At 43.5% G+C, this 17,308-nt stretch carries 18 protein-coding genes and 2 pseudogenes; 19 read left to right on the top strand and 1 reads right to left on the bottom strand.

Going from position 1 to position 17,308, the window contains the following annotated elements:
• The first annotated feature begins 833 nt into the window (after positions 1-833).
• From rpmH to mnmE, 6 genes and pseudogenes are all read left to right on the top strand, one after another.
• Positions 834-971 carry a 50S ribosomal protein L34 gene (gene rpmH, locus Q7674_RS21850; protein WP_008988310.1) on the top strand — a complete coding sequence of 46 codons (138 nt, stop codon included), beginning with the start codon at positions 834-836 and terminating at the stop codon, positions 969-971.
• A gap of 14 nt (positions 972-985) precedes the next feature.
• A complete protein-coding gene (gene rnpA / locus Q7674_RS21845; protein ID WP_080562911.1) occupies positions 986-1,342 on the top strand; it encodes a ribonuclease P protein component in 357 nt (118 codons plus the stop codon).
• Positions 1,309-1,566, top strand: a complete 258-nt coding sequence (gene yidD, locus Q7674_RS21840) for a membrane protein insertion efficiency factor YidD (protein ID WP_023933982.1) — start codon at positions 1,309-1,311, stop codon at positions 1,564-1,566. Before rnpA ends, yidD begins: the two co-directional genes overlap by 34 nt.
• A 2-nt stretch (positions 1,567-1,568) precedes the next feature.
• A complete protein-coding gene (gene yidC, locus Q7674_RS21835; RefSeq protein ID WP_305423372.1) occupies positions 1,569-3,203 on the top strand; it encodes a membrane protein insertase YidC in 1,635 nt (544 codons plus the stop codon).
• Between the two features lie 148 nt (positions 3,204-3,351).
• Positions 3,352-4,017, top strand: a pseudogene (gene yidC / locus Q7674_RS21830) (membrane protein insertase YidC); the annotation flags it as partial.
• A 113-nt stretch (positions 4,018-4,130) separates the two neighbouring features.
• Positions 4,131-5,498, top strand: a complete 1,368-nt coding sequence (mnmE, locus tag Q7674_RS21825; protein WP_023933986.1) for a tRNA uridine-5-carboxymethylaminomethyl(34) synthesis GTPase MnmE — start codon at positions 4,131-4,133, stop codon at positions 5,496-5,498.
• Between the two features lie 81 nt (positions 5,499-5,579).
• On the opposite strand, the gene Q7674_RS21820 is transcribed toward mnmE, so the two are convergent.
• Positions 5,580-6,113: a cobalamin adenosyltransferase family protein gene (locus tag Q7674_RS21820; protein WP_305423369.1), complete on the bottom strand. Its 534-nt coding sequence runs from the start codon at positions 6,111-6,113 to the stop codon at positions 5,580-5,582.
• A gap of 157 nt (positions 6,114-6,270) precedes the next feature.
• Between Q7674_RS21820 and Q7674_RS21815 the strand changes: the two genes are divergently transcribed.
• From Q7674_RS21815 to atpH, 13 genes and pseudogenes are all read left to right on the top strand, one after another.
• Positions 6,271-7,218 carry an ABC transporter substrate-binding protein gene (locus Q7674_RS21815; protein WP_045064226.1) on the top strand — a complete coding sequence of 316 codons (948 nt, stop codon included), beginning with the start codon at positions 6,271-6,273 and terminating at the stop codon, positions 7,216-7,218.
• The gene (locus Q7674_RS21810; RefSeq protein WP_045064206.1) at positions 7,211-8,245 is read left to right on the top strand and encodes a FecCD family ABC transporter permease; all 1,035 of its coding nucleotides are present in this window, start codon (positions 7,211-7,213) and stop codon (positions 8,243-8,245) included. Before Q7674_RS21815 ends, Q7674_RS21810 begins: the two co-directional genes overlap by 8 nt.
• Positions 8,242-9,003, top strand: coding sequence for a heme ABC transporter ATP-binding protein (locus Q7674_RS21805; RefSeq protein ID WP_305423366.1), 762 nt, complete (start codon positions 8,242-8,244; stop codon positions 9,001-9,003). The genes Q7674_RS21810 and Q7674_RS21805 overlap by 4 nt, the downstream gene beginning before the upstream one ends.
• A gap of 374 nt (positions 9,004-9,377) precedes the next feature.
• Positions 9,378-9,824 carry an FMN-binding protein MioC gene (gene mioC, locus Q7674_RS21800; RefSeq protein WP_008988320.1) on the top strand — a complete coding sequence of 149 codons (447 nt, stop codon included), beginning with the start codon at positions 9,378-9,380 and terminating at the stop codon, positions 9,822-9,824.
• 427 nt (positions 9,825-10,251) lie between these two features.
• Entirely contained in the window at positions 10,252-12,141 is a 1,890-nt protein-coding gene (gene mnmG / locus Q7674_RS21795; RefSeq protein WP_305423364.1) for a tRNA uridine-5-carboxymethylaminomethyl(34) synthesis enzyme MnmG, read from the top strand.
• Positions 12,142-12,151: 10 nt separating this feature from the next.
• A complete protein-coding gene (rsmG, locus tag Q7674_RS21790; RefSeq protein ID WP_305423362.1) occupies positions 12,152-12,772 on the top strand; it encodes a 16S rRNA (guanine(527)-N(7))-methyltransferase RsmG in 621 nt (206 codons plus the stop codon).
• Positions 12,773-12,788: 16 nt separating this feature from the next.
• Positions 12,789-13,586, top strand: a complete 798-nt coding sequence (locus Q7674_RS21785; protein WP_305423360.1) for a ParA family protein — start codon at positions 12,789-12,791, stop codon at positions 13,584-13,586.
• 8 nt (positions 13,587-13,594) lie between these two features.
• Positions 13,595-14,494 (top strand): ParB/RepB/Spo0J family partition protein, encoded by a 900-nt coding sequence (locus tag Q7674_RS21780; protein WP_305423358.1) that lies wholly within the window; start codon positions 13,595-13,597, stop codon positions 14,492-14,494.
• 177 nt (positions 14,495-14,671) lie between these two features.
• On the top strand, positions 14,672-15,061 hold the full coding sequence (locus tag Q7674_RS21775; protein WP_008988325.1) for a F0F1 ATP synthase subunit I: 390 nt from the start codon (positions 14,672-14,674) through the stop codon (positions 15,059-15,061).
• Positions 15,062-15,069: 8 nt separating this feature from the next.
• Positions 15,070-15,873, top strand: a complete 804-nt coding sequence (gene atpB, locus Q7674_RS21770) for a F0F1 ATP synthase subunit A (RefSeq protein WP_305423356.1) — start codon at positions 15,070-15,072, stop codon at positions 15,871-15,873.
• A gap of 64 nt (positions 15,874-15,937) precedes the next feature.
• On the top strand, positions 15,938-16,195 hold the full coding sequence (atpE, locus tag Q7674_RS21765; RefSeq protein WP_005372317.1) for a F0F1 ATP synthase subunit C: 258 nt from the start codon (positions 15,938-15,940) through the stop codon (positions 16,193-16,195).
• Positions 16,196-16,276: 81 nt separating this feature from the next.
• A pseudogene (atpF, locus tag Q7674_RS21760) lies at positions 16,277-16,747 on the top strand (F0F1 ATP synthase subunit B).
• A 16-nt stretch (positions 16,748-16,763) separates the two neighbouring features.
• Positions 16,764-17,297, top strand: a complete 534-nt coding sequence (atpH, locus tag Q7674_RS21755) for a F0F1 ATP synthase subunit delta (protein WP_008988328.1) — start codon at positions 16,764-16,766, stop codon at positions 17,295-17,297.
• Positions 17,298-17,308: the final 11 nt, after the last annotated feature.

Below are 17,308 nucleotides of genomic sequence, written 5' to 3'. Positions count from 1 at the left end.
GCTGAATTCTGTCGCAGGGAGTTCTTCCTGAAGGCGTTGAAGGCACTGCAACCATAGCGAAGATGACAAGTTAGACTCCACACTTAATAAACAAAACACAAAAAGGGTTATAATTTTATACCCGAGAGAAGAGGATCTCCAGTAAAGAGATCGCAGATCAAGTGAATAAGATCCAAGTTATACACACTGATCGCACAAAAAAGTGGAGATCAGCACAATTTAACCTGTTGTTACTCACAGTTATATTAACACACCCCGATAAAATAAATGCGCCTCATCACCTATTTATTGGCGTTTTTACCTAAATTTAGCGATATTTTTTCGCTCAATTATCATCCACAGGTAAAATGTTCTATTGTGGGTAACCTATTTACTCAAAAATCCCCCCAAACTAAGTCTTTTTACTCTTCTAATCTTGTCGAAATCGTTCCATTTACCCACTTTTTAGCATTCGCTTTCAATTCATCACTTTATATGGGAAAGATCTAAGCCCAAACATACCGTGACAGGTGATAGATCCAGCTAAAGCCGATTAAATAAGACAAAACAGTAATGATCAATGCGCATTTATCACAAAAAGCCCCACCCGATCACGACCGATTGCACGATCCTTTGCTAAAAAACGATTAAATTGATAGATGATCATCTAAGGATCCTTGCGCTTATGGCTACAAAACGTATAATTCAGCGCCCGTTGCCAGTTACACGTATATTTATTGACTCTTTGAGGGTCAGTGATTACAATTCCGCCTCTTTGTTAGAGGTGTTTGGCAAATTATTGCCAAAGACTGGTAACAAACTTAAAAACTGATCAGTTAATTTAAGGTAACAAAATGTCTAAACGTACTTTCCAACCAACTGTTCTTAAGCGTAAGCGTACTCACGGTTTCCGTGCACGCATGGCTACTAAGAACGGTCGTGCTGTAATCAACGCACGTCGCGCTAAAGGCCGTAAGCGTCTTTCTAAGTAATCTCGACGATTATTTTGAATAAGTTCGCTTTTTCTCGGGAGTTACGCTTGTTAACTCCCGAACATTACAAAACTGTCTTCCAGCAAGCTCATCGTGCTGGCTCTCCTCACTTAACTATTCTTGCTCGTTCTAACGAACTAAACTGCCCCCGTCTAGGTCTGGCTGTTCCAAAAAAACAGATTAAGAATGCTGTCGACCGAAATCGCTTTAAACGTATCGTGCGTGAAAGTTTCCGTCTTAAACAACATCAGCTTCCAGCAAAAGATTTCGTAGTCATTGCCAAGAAATCAGCTAACGAGTTGAGCAACGAAGAACTCTTTAAGTTGTTAGATAAATTATGGCATCGCCTGTCTCGCCCTTCGCGTGGCTAGTCGTAGGACTAGTCCGCTTTTACCAACTGGCAATAAGTCCGCTTCTTGGACCTCGCTGTCGTTTTACCCCTACCTGCTCTCAATATGCGATCGAAGCTGTAAAAATGCATGGAGCATTAAAAGGTTGTTGGTTAGCGGCGAAACGTCTATTAAAATGTCACCCTTTAAATAACGGTGGTTACGACCCCGTTCCGCCAACTAAGCATAACGACAGAGAACATTAACTATGGGTTCCCAACGTAATATTCTGTTAATTGCTCTACTTTTTGTCTCATTCTTACTTTTCCAACAATGGAATGCAGACAAGAATCCTCAGCCTCAAGGCCAAGGTGTAGCGCAACAAGCCTCACAAAATAGTGATATCCCATCACATTCAGGTGAAGGTCAGCCTCTAACAGACCAAACTAGTTCACAAAACTTAATTACCATTAAAACGGATGTATTGGAATTAACAGTAGATACGCTTGGTGGTGATGTAGTTGATGCCAAACTTCTAAAATACAACAACACATTAGGTTCAAAAGACCCGTTTGTACTGCTGAGCGATACCAACGGTCATGATTACATTGCGCAATCTGGTCTTATTGGTCCAAATGGTGCTGACTCACAACAAAACGGCCGTGCGCAATACAGCGTAACAGCAAAAGATTTTGTAATGGGTCCAGAGCAAAACGAACTACGTGTACCAATGACATTTACTAAAGATGGCATTTCTTACACTAAAACGTTCGTACTAAAACGTAACGATTACGCGGTTAACGTTGATTACACTGTAGCGAATAACACAGACAAAGCAGCAAGCGTACAAATGTATGCACAGCTTCGTCATAAGCTAAGTGATTCAGGCGGTAGCCTAACGATGCCTACTTACCTAGGTGGCGCATATTCTGCAAACGATACTAAGTACAAGAAATACAGCTTCGACGACATGAAGGACAAGAACCTTGATGTTGCTGCGAACGAAGGTTGGGCGGCGATCATGCAGCACTACTTTGTTTCTGCTTGGATCCCACGCGATGGTGCAGATCAAACCTCTCAAGTTTATTCTACAACCAGCAACGGTAACGGCTACATTGGTGTACGCATGCCAATCGAAACAGTTGCACCTGGTCAGAGTAAAGAAATCAAAGCGACACTTTGGGTAGGTCCTAAGCTGCAAAATGAAATGGCAGCAACAGCAAAAAACCTAAACCTAACGGTAGACTACGGTTGGTTATGGTTCATTGCTAGCCCACTGCACAAGCTACTTTCATTTATTCACAGCATCGTGGGTAACTGGGGTATCGCAATCATCGTGCTAACGTTCATTGTTCGTGGTGCTATGTACCCACTAACAAAAGCGCAATACACGTCGATGGCTAAAATGCGTATGCTTCAGCCTAAGATCCAAGCAATGCGCGAGCGTCTAGGTGATGACCGTCAACGCATGAGCCAAGAGATGATGGAGCTGTACAAGAAAGAGAAGGTAAACCCACTAGGTGGCTGTCTTCCAATCTTACTACAGATGCCAATCTTCATTGCGCTGTACTGGGCACTAATGGAATCAGTTGAATTGCGTCACGCGCCATTCTTCGGTTGGATCCATGACTTGTCAGCACAAGACCCGTACTACGTGCTACCTATCCTAATGGGTATCACTATGTTCTTTATCCAGAAGATGAGTCCGTCAACAGTGACTGACCCAATGCAGCAGAAGATCATGACCTTTATGCTGGTGATGTTTACGTTCTTCTTCCTGTTCTTCCCTTCAGGTCTAGTGCTTTACTGGTTAGTGTCAAACATCGTTACACTGATCCAGCAAACCATTATTTTCCGTCAACTAGAGAAAAAAGGCTTACACAGCAGTAAAAAAGCGAAGTAATCCAAGCTAGTTAGAAAAAGGCGACCTCCGGGTCGCCTTTTTTATTTGCATTACTCGGACGTTCATCGGACTATAATTGGTTAAAATTTAATCTTTAGTTTGCGGAGTTCGGCACGACATTATGAATCCAGATTTAACGACAACAGCAACCCCTGATTATGGTTGGTCATCATTTATCGCCAACCCTCTCCATGATTTACTGTCACTCATCCACGGCGTCATGGGTAACTGGGGTGTCGCCATCATTATTTTGACCCTGATTGTCCGTGGCTTAATGTATCCGCTAACAAAAGCGCAATATACTTCAATGGCAAAGATGCGCATGCTACAGCCAAAGCTACAAGCATTGCGTGAAAGCTGTGGTGATGATCGCCAACGTATGAGCCAAGAAATGATGGCACTGTACAAGAAAGAGCAAATCAACCCATTAGGTGGCTGTTTACCTTTACTGTTGCAAATGCCGATCTTTATTGCGCTCTATACTGTATTGAATCTGTCAACAGAGCTACGTAATGCGCCTTTCTTTGGTTGGATCCAAAACTTGTCAGCACAAGACCCATATTACGTACTACCGATCTTAATGGGGATCTCGATGTTCTTTATCCAAAAGAACAGCCCATCGACCGTTACCGATCCAATGCAGCAAAAAATCATGACCTTTATGCCTGTTATCTTTACGGTGTTCTTTTTGTTCTTCCCGGCAGGTCTCGTGCTGTATTGGCTCACTTCAAATATCGTTACCCTTATTCAGCAAACTATTATCTTCCGTCAGCTCGAAGCACAAGGCTTACATAGCCGAGATAAGTCGAAGTAACGTATCATTTGCACTAAGGCGGCTTTTTAGTCGCCTTTTTTATTTGCCTAATTAGGTGTTAGACACAACACTAGTTTACAATTGCCGTGTTTTTATCAAGCAAAGCCAAGGTTATGAATCAACACATCGATACTATTGTCGCTCAAGCGACACCGCCGGGTCGTGGTGGCGTCGGCATCATCCGCGTTTCAGGTCCTAAAGCCAAAGAGGTTGCGCTTGCTGTTGCAGGTCGCGAACTGAAAACTCGCTACGCTGAATACCTGCCATTTAAGAATGAAGATGGCACAGCACTCGATCAAGGCATCGCGCTATTCTTTAAAGGCCCGAACTCCTTTACTGGCGAAGATGTGTTGGAACTGCAAGGCCATGGTGGCCCGGTACTGATGGATATGATGATCCGTCGTATCTTAAAAATTGACGGTATTCGTGCCGCACGCCCAGGTGAGTTCTCTGAACGTGCCTTTATGAACGACAAGCTCGACTTAGCGCAAGCAGAAGCGATTGCCGACTTAATTGATGCTAGCTCTGAAGAAGCAGCTAAGAGCGCATTCAAATCACTGCAAGGAGCATTTTCTACAAAGGTGAATGACCTTGTTGAAGCGCTGATCCATTTACGCATCTACGTAGAAGCGGCGATTGATTTCCCTGAAGAAGAAATTGATTTTCTGTCTGACGGTAAAGTAAGTGGCGATCTCAATGGCATCATCGAGCGTCTTAACGATGTACGTAAAGAAGCTAACCAAGGCGCGATTATGCGTGAAGGGATGAAGGTGGTTATTGCTGGTCGCCCTAATGCGGGTAAATCTAGCCTGTTGAACGCTCTATCAGGTAAAGACAGCGCAATCGTCACAGACATTGCTGGTACTACCCGTGACGTACTGCGTGAGCACATCCACATTGATGGCATGCCGCTACACATTATCGATACAGCAGGTCTGCGCGAAGCTTCCGATGAAGTAGAGCGTATTGGTATTGAGCGTGCGTGGGATGAAATCGAACATGCTGATCGCGTGCTATTTATGGTTGATAGCACCACCACAGATGCGACCGATCCTAAAGAGATCTGGCCTGACTTTATTGAGCGTCTACCTGCCGATATGGGCTTAACGGTGATCCGTAACAAAGCCGAGTTAACAGGCGAGCAAACCGGTATTTGCCATGCTAACAACCCAACCCTAATTCGCCTATCAGCGCGCACAGGTGATGGTGTTGATGCACTGCGCGAACACCTAAAACAATGTATGGGTTTCTCAGGTACCACAGAAGGTGGTTTCATGGCGCGTCGTCGTCACCTAGATGCCCTTGAGCGTGCAGCAGAGCACCTCGATATTGGTAAAGAGCAGCTTGAAGGCTTTATGGCAGGTGAGATCCTTGCTGAAGAGCTACGTCTTGCTCAGCAGCACCTAAGTGAGATCACAGGTGAGTTTACCTCTGATGATTTACTTGGTCGTATCTTTACGTCGTTCTGTATTGGTAAGTAAATACTAACCATTTTTGACAGAAACAATAAAACGTCATATATCTTTGATATATGACGTTTTTTATTATTTTTTATATTTCATTCACGCAGGTTTTGGGTAATTAATACTAATGTATTCTGGCTCTTCAATACCCGCTTGCTGGTTTAATACTCGGGTCAATGCAAAATAGTAGTTAACTAACAAGTTAGTAAAGCGAGGTAAGGTCTCTGGTACCTTTTTTCCCGAAGCGTCCACTAACACTAATTGACGTACAACCTTCTTCGCCAAGCTTCGACACTGATGTAGTTGTATGACCTGCCCAACACCACGAGGAAGAACAAAGCGTTTATTACTATCACTGACCTGCTCACGGAAGTAATGATAATCAGCTTTAAGCTTTTCGATATCAGCTTCAAATATGCCGCACTTACCACGAATAGAACCATTTAAATGAAAGATACGTGGTTGTAACCATTCTAATGATTGACGGAGCTCTCCCTCTTCAAGTTGAGATAATGCCAGCCCTGTATAGGTGCATAACTCATCGGTTAGAATTTCAAAATCACATAAGGGGGAGTCTTCAAAGATAAAGGGATAAGCTAATTCATCGATATCACCAGAATATTTTAACGTCATATACTCAATCCTCTTTATTTCGCAAGGTTGCGATATTAACAATACGACAAAGAACTGTAATTGACAGTTAAATCAAAATCACTAACTATGTGCGCCATCTTTTGCTAGCCCAAGGAAGAGCGGTAAGCAGTCTTTATATGCTTTGCGATTAATGATCATGACACGTCAATTTTTTCATACCTTTTCACTTATCACAGCTTTTGTGATGCCTTTTTCCGCTCATGCTATACAAGCAACGCGTTATCCTCTGACTGTCACGGATGCAACGAACCACACGGTGACATTAAAACAAGCACCATTACGTGTTTCATCAAAAAGCATGTTTAGCGATCAAGTATTGATAGAATTATTACCAGCCAATCAGATCACCAGTTTGAGTCGTTTAAGCAAAGATCCCTCTTATTCTCTGATCGCAAATAAGATCCCAAGCTCAATCCCTTTATTGGATCTCAATATAGAGCGTACTATCGCCAATAAACCGGATCTGCTTATTGCTGCAAACTGGAGCGATCAACAAAAAATAGAGGTTTTACGCCAAGCTGGTATCACCGTGTTTGTCTTTAATACCGTCTATACCATTCACGATATCGAGAACAATATTTTGTTGCTTGGTAAACTCGTTAACCAATCTGAACGTGCCCAACAGCTAGTTAATGAAATGAATACCAAGCTAGCAACCAAACTTATTAAACCGAAACACAGATTAACGGCGGTGGAATACACTCCATGGGGCGCGGCGAGTAATGAAGCCTCAACCATTAATACTATTATGGTTCGTGCAGGCTTAACCAATGTTGTTGCTAACGTCCAAGGTGATCAATACGGACAAGTTCCTCTCGCCAAGGAGCAGTTATTAGTCTTAAACCCAGATGTGATCATCATTCCTGGTACCTGTGATAAAGACAATACCGATAACAGTAATCAGTTTCGCCAAGAGTTATTAGCCGATCCTTCACTTCAACAATTAACAGCGATCAAAAACAACAAGGTGATTTGTTTACCGCAATCACTGCGTTCAACCGATAGCCAATACATTGTTGATGCGATCATCTACCTTAACCACCACGTTTATGGTGACAATAAAACAAAGCAAGCCCATGAATAAATTGGCATCCCGCTATCAGTGGTTACTCACATTCATCTTGTTCTTCGTAATACTGGCGATATACCTTTGTATCGGCTCAGTATCGATACCACTGCATGATGTCGCTGGCTTATTTCTCGCTTACCTAACCCATGGTAGCCAATATGCCGCCGAGCATTATCCTCTCGCCAATGCCATTATCGCTCATATTCGTCTACCCCGAGCCTGCGCAGCCATTCTTGCTGGTGGCGCACTCGCTTTAGCGGGGGCGTGTAGCCAAGGCTTATTCAAAAACCCATTAGCCAGCCCCGATATTCTAGGGATAAGTGCTGGTAGCAGCTTTGCCGCAGTAGTTGCAATAGTGACAGGGATCAGTGCTAGCAGTTTAGGGGGATTACCTTTATTTACCACAATGGGGGCTTTAGCCAGTGCTGCTTTGGTTTACCTCCTGGCCGCCAAATCTGCCCAACAAGGACTGTTTATAATCTTGGCAGGACTCGCCGTATCAAGCCTACTCGGTGGATTAACCATGGGCGTATTACTTACCGCTCAGCAGTATGAAGTTAGTGAATTTGTGTTCTGGACCATGGGCGGATTAGATTCGCGGATCTGGCAGCAATTACTCTGGCCAACGCCGATAATATTAATTGCTGCAGTGATCTTGCTTCGTAACGGGCAAATATTGAACCTACTGGCACTAGGCGAGCAAAATGCCCATGGTATGGGAGTCAATGTAAAACGTAGCCGATTACTGTTACTCGGTTTAACCACATTATTAACCGCGATGGCTATTGCTGTGGCAGGTCCTATCGGATTTATTGGTTTAATTGTGCCGCATTTAGTCAGGTTGGTATTAGGTCCTGACAATCGTCGCTTACTCCCCTTTTCTGCTGTGTTCGGTGCACTGTTCTTGCTACTTTGCGATTTATTAGCCAGAACCGTTATTGCCCCTAACGAATTAAAAACGGGGATCATCACTGCCGTGATCGGCGGTATCTACTTTATTGTTTTATTGATCCGCAGTCAGTACAAAGGAATTACCCAATGAGTACGATCCTAGACGTGACACAATTGTCTTTAACTCAGGGTAACAAGGCTTTACTCAATAACATTGACTTCACAGTATATCCTGGTGAGCTGGTGGGTATTATCGGCCCAAATGGCGCAGGTAAAAGCACTCTACTAAAGTGTTTATCAGGCTATATCTTCCCTTCGAGTGGTAGCATTTCGCTACAAGGCAAACCGTTATCGAGCTATTCTCATCAAGATCGTGCACAGCATTTAAGCTACCTTCCCCAGCATAGCGAGCCCGCATTTTCTTTCTTGGTCAAAGATGTCATTAGTTATGGCGCCTATAGCCATCCCAATCAAAATAACGCCGATGAACTTGCCAGCATCATTGCACAAACAAACATAGAAACGTTATTAGATCAGCCACTTAACCAATTATCTGGCGGGGAGCAACAACGAGTCCATTTCGCCCGTATTTTGCTGCAAAATGCCGATATAATGCTGCTTGATGAGCCAACCGCTAGCCTTGATATTTACTATGAATCTCAACTAATGAACATCATTACAGCCCAATGCCAGCAAGGAAAAACTGCGCTGGTGGCACTCCATAATCTCAATACTGCACTGGAGTTTTGCGATCGCTTATTACTACTTCAACAAGGTGAACTGATCGCTTTCGACACCCCAGAGCAAGTCTTAACTCCAGCCCAATTACGCCAGCTTTATCACGATAATATCCGTATTTCACGCCATCCAGACACCAGTAAGCTCTATCTAACCCCATTAAGAAAATAGATCGTTTTCTTCTCGATTTATCCACTTGGATCATCATATATTCACGATCATAAGCTTGTGATTAAGATATCAAGATCATGTGGGTAAGATCATCATCTCGATTTCATCCACAAAAATAAGATCACAACTCAATGATCATCTATCTCCTTTATAAAACTGATCATTTGCTAAAAATACCCACACTTTTTCCTCTCAATATAAGTAAATTTGCTGGTGGATATCACGAAAGCATAGATAAGTGTATAAATAGACGATAACCTAAGCCCCATCGTAGGCTTCATTACCTCAATGAGGCCAACAATACCCAATGGTTCATCAGCGAGATCGCGTTTATACGCACAAACTAGCGATTTCTCTCTATATAAAGGATAACTATGAGCACGCTTAGCCTAATTACAGGTAGCACTCTTGGTGGTGCCGAATATGTTGCCGATCATTTGGCTGAATTATTAGAAGATAATGGTCATCAAGTAGAAGTGATCAACCAAGCTGAATTCTCAAGCCTAAATCAAGACGATATTTGGCTGATCATCTGCTCAACCCACGGTGCAGGCGAATATCCAGATAACTTTTTACCGTTTGCCGAAGAGCTAGAGCAGCAACAACCGGATCTCAGCGGTGTTAAGTTTGCCGTTATTGGCCTTGGTGACAGTAATTACGATACTTTCTGTGCCGCAGGTAAGAAAATAGAAGGATTGTTACTTTCTCTAGGTGCAAATCAGCTTGGTGAGCGTCTCGATATTGATGTTTCATCAACACCAGTGCCTGAAGAACCAGCTGAAGAATGGTTTAATTCGTGGGTAAATCTGCTTGATGCGTAAAAAAGCGTCAATTTTTACTCAGAATTATAACTAATTTCGATCTTTTTTCTGTGGATAACTATAGATCAAAACGGTGATCAACCCATAGTTATCCATTTAATAACTTATAGACCTCCTCCCCCCTGTGAATAAGTGCTGTTTTTGATCCCAGCCTATACCCGATCAGATCCAAGCTCCTCCACAGTAAATGATCCTCTCTAAACGCATGATCATTAGGATCATTTAACGGTTATCCACACGATCAGGTGATCCTAATAGTAGATCTAACAGAAGATCTCTTTAAAAAGATCTTATATATATTTAAAGAGCGTAATTGCATTGATCAAATGATCTTGATGAAAGATTCTCTCTTGCACAGAAAAAGGATAGAATGTCCGCCCTTTGCTCGAGTTAACTCACTGGCTATTTAAATACCTGAGGAAGTTCCATGTTTTACCAGGAAAAATTTGATGTCATCGTTGTGGGTGGTGGTCATGCTGGCACTGAAGCCGCATTGGCAGCAGCCCGAATGGGACAAAAAACCTTACTGTTGACCCATAATATCGATACGTTGGGCCAAATGTCGTGTAACCCAGCGATCGGCGGGATCGGGAAAGGACACCTGGTTAAAGAAGTTGATGCCCTGGGCGGTTTAATGGCAAAAGCCATTGATCAAGGCGGTATTCAATTCCGTACGCTGAACTCATCAAAAGGTCCAGCAGTACGTGCAACACGTGCTCAAGCAGACCGTGCTTTATATAAAGCAGCTGTACGTAACGTATTAGAAAATCAAGAAAATCTAATGATTTTCCAACAAGCAGTGACTGATCTGATTGTGGAAAATGATCGTGCAGCTTGTGTTGTAACGGAAATGGGACTAAAGTTCCGTAGTAAAACCGTGGTACTAACCGTAGGTACTTTCCTTGGCGGTAAGATCCACATTGGTTTAGAAAATTACAGCGGTGGTCGTACAGGTGATCCTGCATCGATTGCACTGGCTGATCGTCTACGTGAATTACCACTACGTGTAGATCGTCTAAAAACAGGTACACCACCACGTATTGATGCACGAAGCGTTGATTTCAGCGTACTAGAAGCACAACACGGTGATAACCCAACGCCGACTTTCTCATTTATGGGTAAGCAATCGGATCATCCACGTCAGATCCCATGTTTTATTACTTACACCAATGAGCGTACCCATGAAGTGATCCGCAATAACTTGGATCGCAGCCCAATGTACGCTGGTGTGATTGAAGGGATCGGTCCTCGTTACTGTCCGTCTATCGAAGATAAAGTGATGCGTTTTGCTGATAAAAACAGCCACCAAATCTTCATCGAGCCAGAAGGCTTAACGACTAACGAATTATATCCAAATGGTATCTCCACCAGCTTACCGTTTGATGTGCAAATGCAAATTGTACGCTCGATGAAAGGCTTCGAGAACGCAACAATTGTGCGCCCTGGCTACGCGATTGAGTATGATTTCTTCGACCCGCGCGATCTAAAACAAACCTTCGAGAATAAGTACATCGATGGTCTATTCTTCGCCAGTCAAATCAACGGTACTACCGGTTACGAAGAAGCGGCAGCGCAAGGTCTTATGGCGGGTATGAACGCAGCGCTTCAAGCACAAGATAAAGAAGGCTGGAGCCCTCGTCGTGACGAAGCTTACATGGGCGTATTGATCGACGATCTATCGACCATTGGTACTAAAGAGCCGTACCGAATGTTTACCTCTCGCGCCGAATACCGTCTATTATTGCGCGAAGACAATGCTGATCTACGTTTAACACCAAAAGGTCGCGAGCTAGGTTTAGTGGATGATGAGCGCTGGGCGCGTTTTAATCAGAAACTGGAAAACATGGAGCTTGAACGTCAACGTTTGAAAGATATTTGGATCAATCCAAAATCGGATCATGTTGATGAACTTAATAAGATCCTAAAAGCACCGATCACTCGTGAAGCAAGTGGCGAGGATCTTCTTCGTCGTCCAGAAGTGAGCTATGAGCAATTAACAGCAATTGAAACTTTTGCGCCAGCTCATGAAGACGTAGAAGCGCGCGAGCAAGTTGAAATTCAGGTCAAGTACCAAGGTTACATCGATCGCCAACGTGAAGAAGTTGAAAAATCACTTCGCCATGAAAAAACGAAACTACCGTTTGATTTAGACTATAGCCAAGTTAAAGGTCTATCTAATGAAGTGGTGGCGAAGCTAACGGATGCAAAACCAGAATCTATTGGTATGGCATCACGTATTTCAGGTATCACACCGGCTGCTATTTCTCTGTTACTTGTGTATCTGAAAAAGCACGGCTTGCTAAAAAAAGGTGAATAAGGGGTAAACAATGAAACAACGATTGGTACAACTTATCGCCCAAACTGACCTGCAGGTCACAGAACAGCAACTTGACCAGCTGATCGGTTATGTCGAACTGCTGCATAAGTGGAATAAAGCGTATAATCTGACCTCTGTCCGTGATCCTAACGAAATGTTAGTTAAACATATTATGGATAGTATTGTGGTCAGCAAGTATCTAGGTGGCACAAATTATATTGATGTCGGTACAGGTCCTGGTTTGCCTGGGATCCCGCTGGCTATTATGTGTCCTGATAAATCATTTACCTTGCTAGATAGCTTAGGTAAACGCATTCGCTTTATCCGCCAAGTGATCCATGAGTTGAAAATTACCAATGTGACAACGGTACAAAGTCGCGTTGAAGAATTTGAAGCAGAAGATGGCTTTGATGCAGTGTTAAGTCGTGCGTTTGCATCGATGGCTGATATGGTGAACTGGTGTCATCATCTACCAAAGTCTGGCGGTCAGTTCCTAGCATTGAAAGGCCAATACAACGAGCAAGAAGCGGCAGATCTGCCAGAGTGGTGCTCGGTTGTTGAGGTGAAATCTTTACAGGTTCCTGATTTAGAAGGCGAGCGTCATCTAGTAGTCTTAACGGCAAAGGATTAATTGTTGAGGTTTTCTTGTGGGAAGAATCATAGCAGTAGCTAATCAGAAAGGTGGTGTAGGTAAAACAACCACTTGTGTAAATTTGGCAGCATCATTGGCCGCCACCCAACGAAAAGTGTTGGTAATTGATCTCGATCCGCAAGGAAACGCGACCATGGTAAGTGGGGTTGATAAATACCAAGTTGATGCTACCGCTTATGATCTTCTGGTCGAAGAAACCCCATTTAATGACGTTGTTATTAAAGACACCACTGGCGGTTATCATTTGATAGCCGCTAATGGTGATGTCACTGCTGCAGAAATCAAATTGATGGAAGTGTTTGCCCGTGAAGTGCGTTTGCGCTCAGCACTGGCTACCGTACGTGATGATTACGATTATATTTTTATCGATTGTCCCCCATCGCTAAACCTTTTAACCATTAATGCCATGACGGCTGCAGATTCTGTGTTAGTGCCTATGCAATGTGAGTATTTCGCATTAGAAGGCTTAACCGCATTAATGGATACCATTAGTAAATTGACCGCAGTGGTCAATAGCGAGCTCAAGATCGAAGGGTTACTCCGTACCATGTTTGATCCTCGCAATCGCCTTGCCAATGAAGTTTCACAGCAGTTGAAAAAGCATTTTGGCGATAAAGTTTACCGTACCGTTATTCCACGTAATGTCCGCTTAGCAGAAGCGCCGAGTCATGGCCGTCCTGCAATGTATTACGACAAATATTCAAGTGGCGCTAAAGCATATTTAGCCTTAGCGGGCGAAATGATCCGCCGCGACGAATTAGCATTACAAACTGTCACTCCAGTGGACGCATAAGGTTTTTCATGAATTTTAATAAACGTGGCCTCGGTAAAGGTCTAGATGCGTTGTTGTCAACCAGTGCGGTTGCGCAAGCAAAGCAACATAACGATCAAGCGACTCCATCTGTTGAAGAGCAAACTGACGGTGAGTTACGAGAACTGGCTGTTGATGCGCTGAAATCAGGCCAATATCAACCTCGTAAATCCATGACAGAAGAAACCTTGGCTGAATTGGCTGAATCGATCCGCGCCCAAGGTATTATTCAGCCAATCGTTGTTCGTCGTCTAGCGAACAACGATTTCGAAATCATCGCCGTTGAGCGCCGTTGGCAAGCCGCGAAGCTTGCTGGTTTAACTAAAGTGCCTTGTTTAGTCAAAGCCGTTGATGATCGTGCTACTATGGCTATCGCATTGATTGAGAATATTCAGCGTGAAGATCTCAATGTCATCGAAGAAGCGGTTGCGCTTGCAAGGCTTCAGCAAGAGTTTTCACTGACTCATCAACAAATTGCTGATGCGGTGGGTAAATCACGTGCTGCTGTCTCTAACTTATTGCGTTTAAACCAATTAAGTGAGCCTGTAAAACAATTAGTCGAGCAAAAAAAGCTCGAAATGGGTCACGCAAGGGCTTTACTATCCCTTGATGAAGCACAACAGTTATCTACAGCACAAAAAATTGTCAATAACTTGTTAACTGTTCGTGAAGCTGAAAAACTGGTTAAAACCCTATTAAACCCTTCGGCACCGAAGTCACCAAAGCCAGTTAGCGAGCAGGTCGCGCTGTTACAAAATAGGCTAACCGAGCGACTTGGCACCAAGGTGGCGATAAATCAGACCAAAACTGGTAAAGGAAAGCTCGTTATTAACTTTGATCAACAAGACAAACTTGAGCAAATTATTGCAATGCTCGAGCGAAACATGTGATGTCGAATGTGTAACTTTTGTTAAAAGTATAACATCATCGTGATCAAGTTAGAGTGTTGTAAAATCTAACTGTTTTTTTTGCTGCTATTTGATTGCAATCAATTTTATGAGTCGTATAATTTTCGCTGTTTTCCCAAGCACGGATCGTGTAAAGGAATGGACTCGAGGAACGAATACATGGTATCGACGCTAGCTAAACCGGGACGCCAATTGGCAAAACGGTTGCTGTTACTACAATCTGGCGTCGTGATAGCAACGGCATTAACGGCAGTTTTTGCTGTCAATGTTGACTGGGGAATCTCTGCATTGATTGGTGGTGGCATCTTCGTGATCGCCAATGCTGTCTTCGCAATGTGTGCCTTCATGTTTAGTGGTGCTAGGAAAGCACGATTAGTCATGGCGTCATTTTATGGCGGAGAAGTGCTAAAAATTCTTATCACAGTCATCCTTTTTGCCATTGCTTACCTGTATATAGGGGTGGAACTTGTTCCCCTCAAACTAACCTATTTGCTGGCCCTTGGTATTAATATTTTTGGACCGGTTTTATTCATTAACAACAACAAATAGGATGAGTTATGGCTGCGCCAGGTGAAGCGCTAACGCCGTCAAGCTACATTACTCACCACTTAACCAACTTATCAACCGATAAGCTAGGTTTAGCGAGTGAAGGTAGTTTCTGGGCGGTGCATATTGACAGCCTTTTCTTCTCTGTTTTGATTGGTTTAGCTTTTTTGTGGGTATTCCGTTCAGTTGCGAAGAAGGCGTCATCAGGAGTTCCAGGTAAATTACAATGTTTTGTTGAAATGGTGGTTGAATTCGTTGATACCAACGTAAAAGACACTTTTCATGGACGCAATCCACTTGTAGCTCCGTTAGCACTGACGATTTTCTGTTGGGTACTGCTAATGAACATCATGGACTTAGTGCCAATTGATTTCATTCCGTATGCAGCAGCAAGCGTCGGGATCCCTTACATGAAAGTGGTTCCAAGTGCTGATGTTAACATCACCATGGCAATGGCGTTAGGCGTGTTCGCATTGATGATTTACTACAGCATCAAAGTGAAAGGACTTAGCGGCTTTGCGAAAGAACTGGCTCTTCACCCGTTCAATCACCCAGTAATGATCCCGTTTAACCTACTTCTTGAAGTGGTATCGCTACTAGCGAAGCCAATTTCACTGGGTATGCGTCTATTCGGTAACATGTTTGCTGGTGAGGTGGTGTTTATCCTAATCGCGGCACTAATGCCGTGGTGGGCTCAATGGCTAGGCTCGGTACCGTGGGCTATTTTCCACATCCTGGTCATTACAATTCAAGCATTCGTATTCATGATGTTAACTATCGTGTACCTGTCTCAGGCACATGAAGACAATCATTAACGATTATTTGTAAACATTTTTATTATATGGCGCTTTAGCCGACAACTATAAACTGGAGATAGTGATGGAAACTTTACTAAGCTTTTCTGCGATTGCCGTGGGCATTATTGTAGGTCTTGCTTCCCTTGGTACAGCGATCGGCTTCGCACTTCTTGGTGGTAAGTTCCTTGAAGGTGCTGCACGTCAACCTGAAATGGCTCCAATGCTTCAAGTTAAGATGTTCATCATCGCTGGTCTACTTGATGCGGTACCAATGATCGGTATCGTAATCGCGCTGCTATTCACATTCGCAAACCCATTTGTTGGTCAGCTAGCTGGTTAATAAATCGTAGTGTCAGGTTTGCTTAAAACCTGACATTAAGTAGCAAATGGACTCTAGCAACCCTTTTTAAGGAGATGCGTTGTGAATATGAATGCAACTTTGCTGGGTCAGGCTATCGCTTTCTTCGCCTTCGTGGTGTTCTGCATGAAATATGTATGACCACCAATTATGGAAGCGATTGAAGAACGTCAGAAAAAGATTGCTGACGGCTTGGCTGCCGCAGATCGCGCAGCCAAAGACCTTGACCTTGCACAAGCGAATGCTTCAGATCAACTTAAAGAAGCGAAACGCGCTGCGAGTGAGTTGATCGAGCAAGCAAACAAGCGTAAAGCTCAAATTATCGATGAAGCGAAAGCTGAAGCTCAAACTGAGCGTGAGAAGATTCTTGCGCAAGGTATGGCGGAAATTGAAGCTGAACGTAACCGTGCTCGTGATGAGTTAAGAAAACAAGTTGCAACTCTGGCTGTGATTGGTGCTGAGAAGATCATTGAACGTTCGATCGATGCGGACGCTCAAGCAGATATTCTTAACAAAGTCACTGCAGAACTGTAATTAAAGGGGCAAGCTTATGTCACAAATGACTACTATCGCACGCCCCTACGCTAAAGCAGCTTTTGACTTTGCGGTCGAGAAGAACGCACTAGCACAGTGGGCAGAAATGCTGACTTTCGCTAGTGAAGTAGCAAAAAACGACACTATGCAGGATGTTCTGGATAGCGGTTTTGCTGCTGAAAAGCTAACTGAGATTTTTGTTTCAGTATGCGGTGAGCAACTCGATGAATTTGGTCAAAACCTTTTAAAGGTAATGGCTGAAAATGGACGCCTTAAGGCGCTACCGGATGTCTGTGAAGAGTTTATGTTTATGAAAAATGAACATGAACACACCATCCAAGCAACAGTGGTTTCTGCCGTTGCTTTAGATGAGTCTCAACTAGACGCCATTAGCGCGAAACTTGAGCAGCGTTTAGCGCGTAAAGTTATGCTGACTTACAGTGTAGACGAGACCCTGATTGCCGGGGTTGTAATTAGAGCTGGAGACCTTGTTATCGACAACTCTGTACGGGGCAAATTGAACCGTCTGAGCGATACTTTGCAGTCTTGATTTGGGGAATT

The sequence above is a fragment of the Photobacterium leiognathi genome (assembly GCF_030685535.1).
In the GTDB taxonomy this organism is placed as follows: Bacteria; Pseudomonadota; Gammaproteobacteria; order Enterobacterales; family Vibrionaceae; genus Photobacterium; species Photobacterium leiognathi.
Note: the sequence above shows the minus strand (reverse complement) of the source record. Positions and strands in the feature narration are given on the sequence as shown.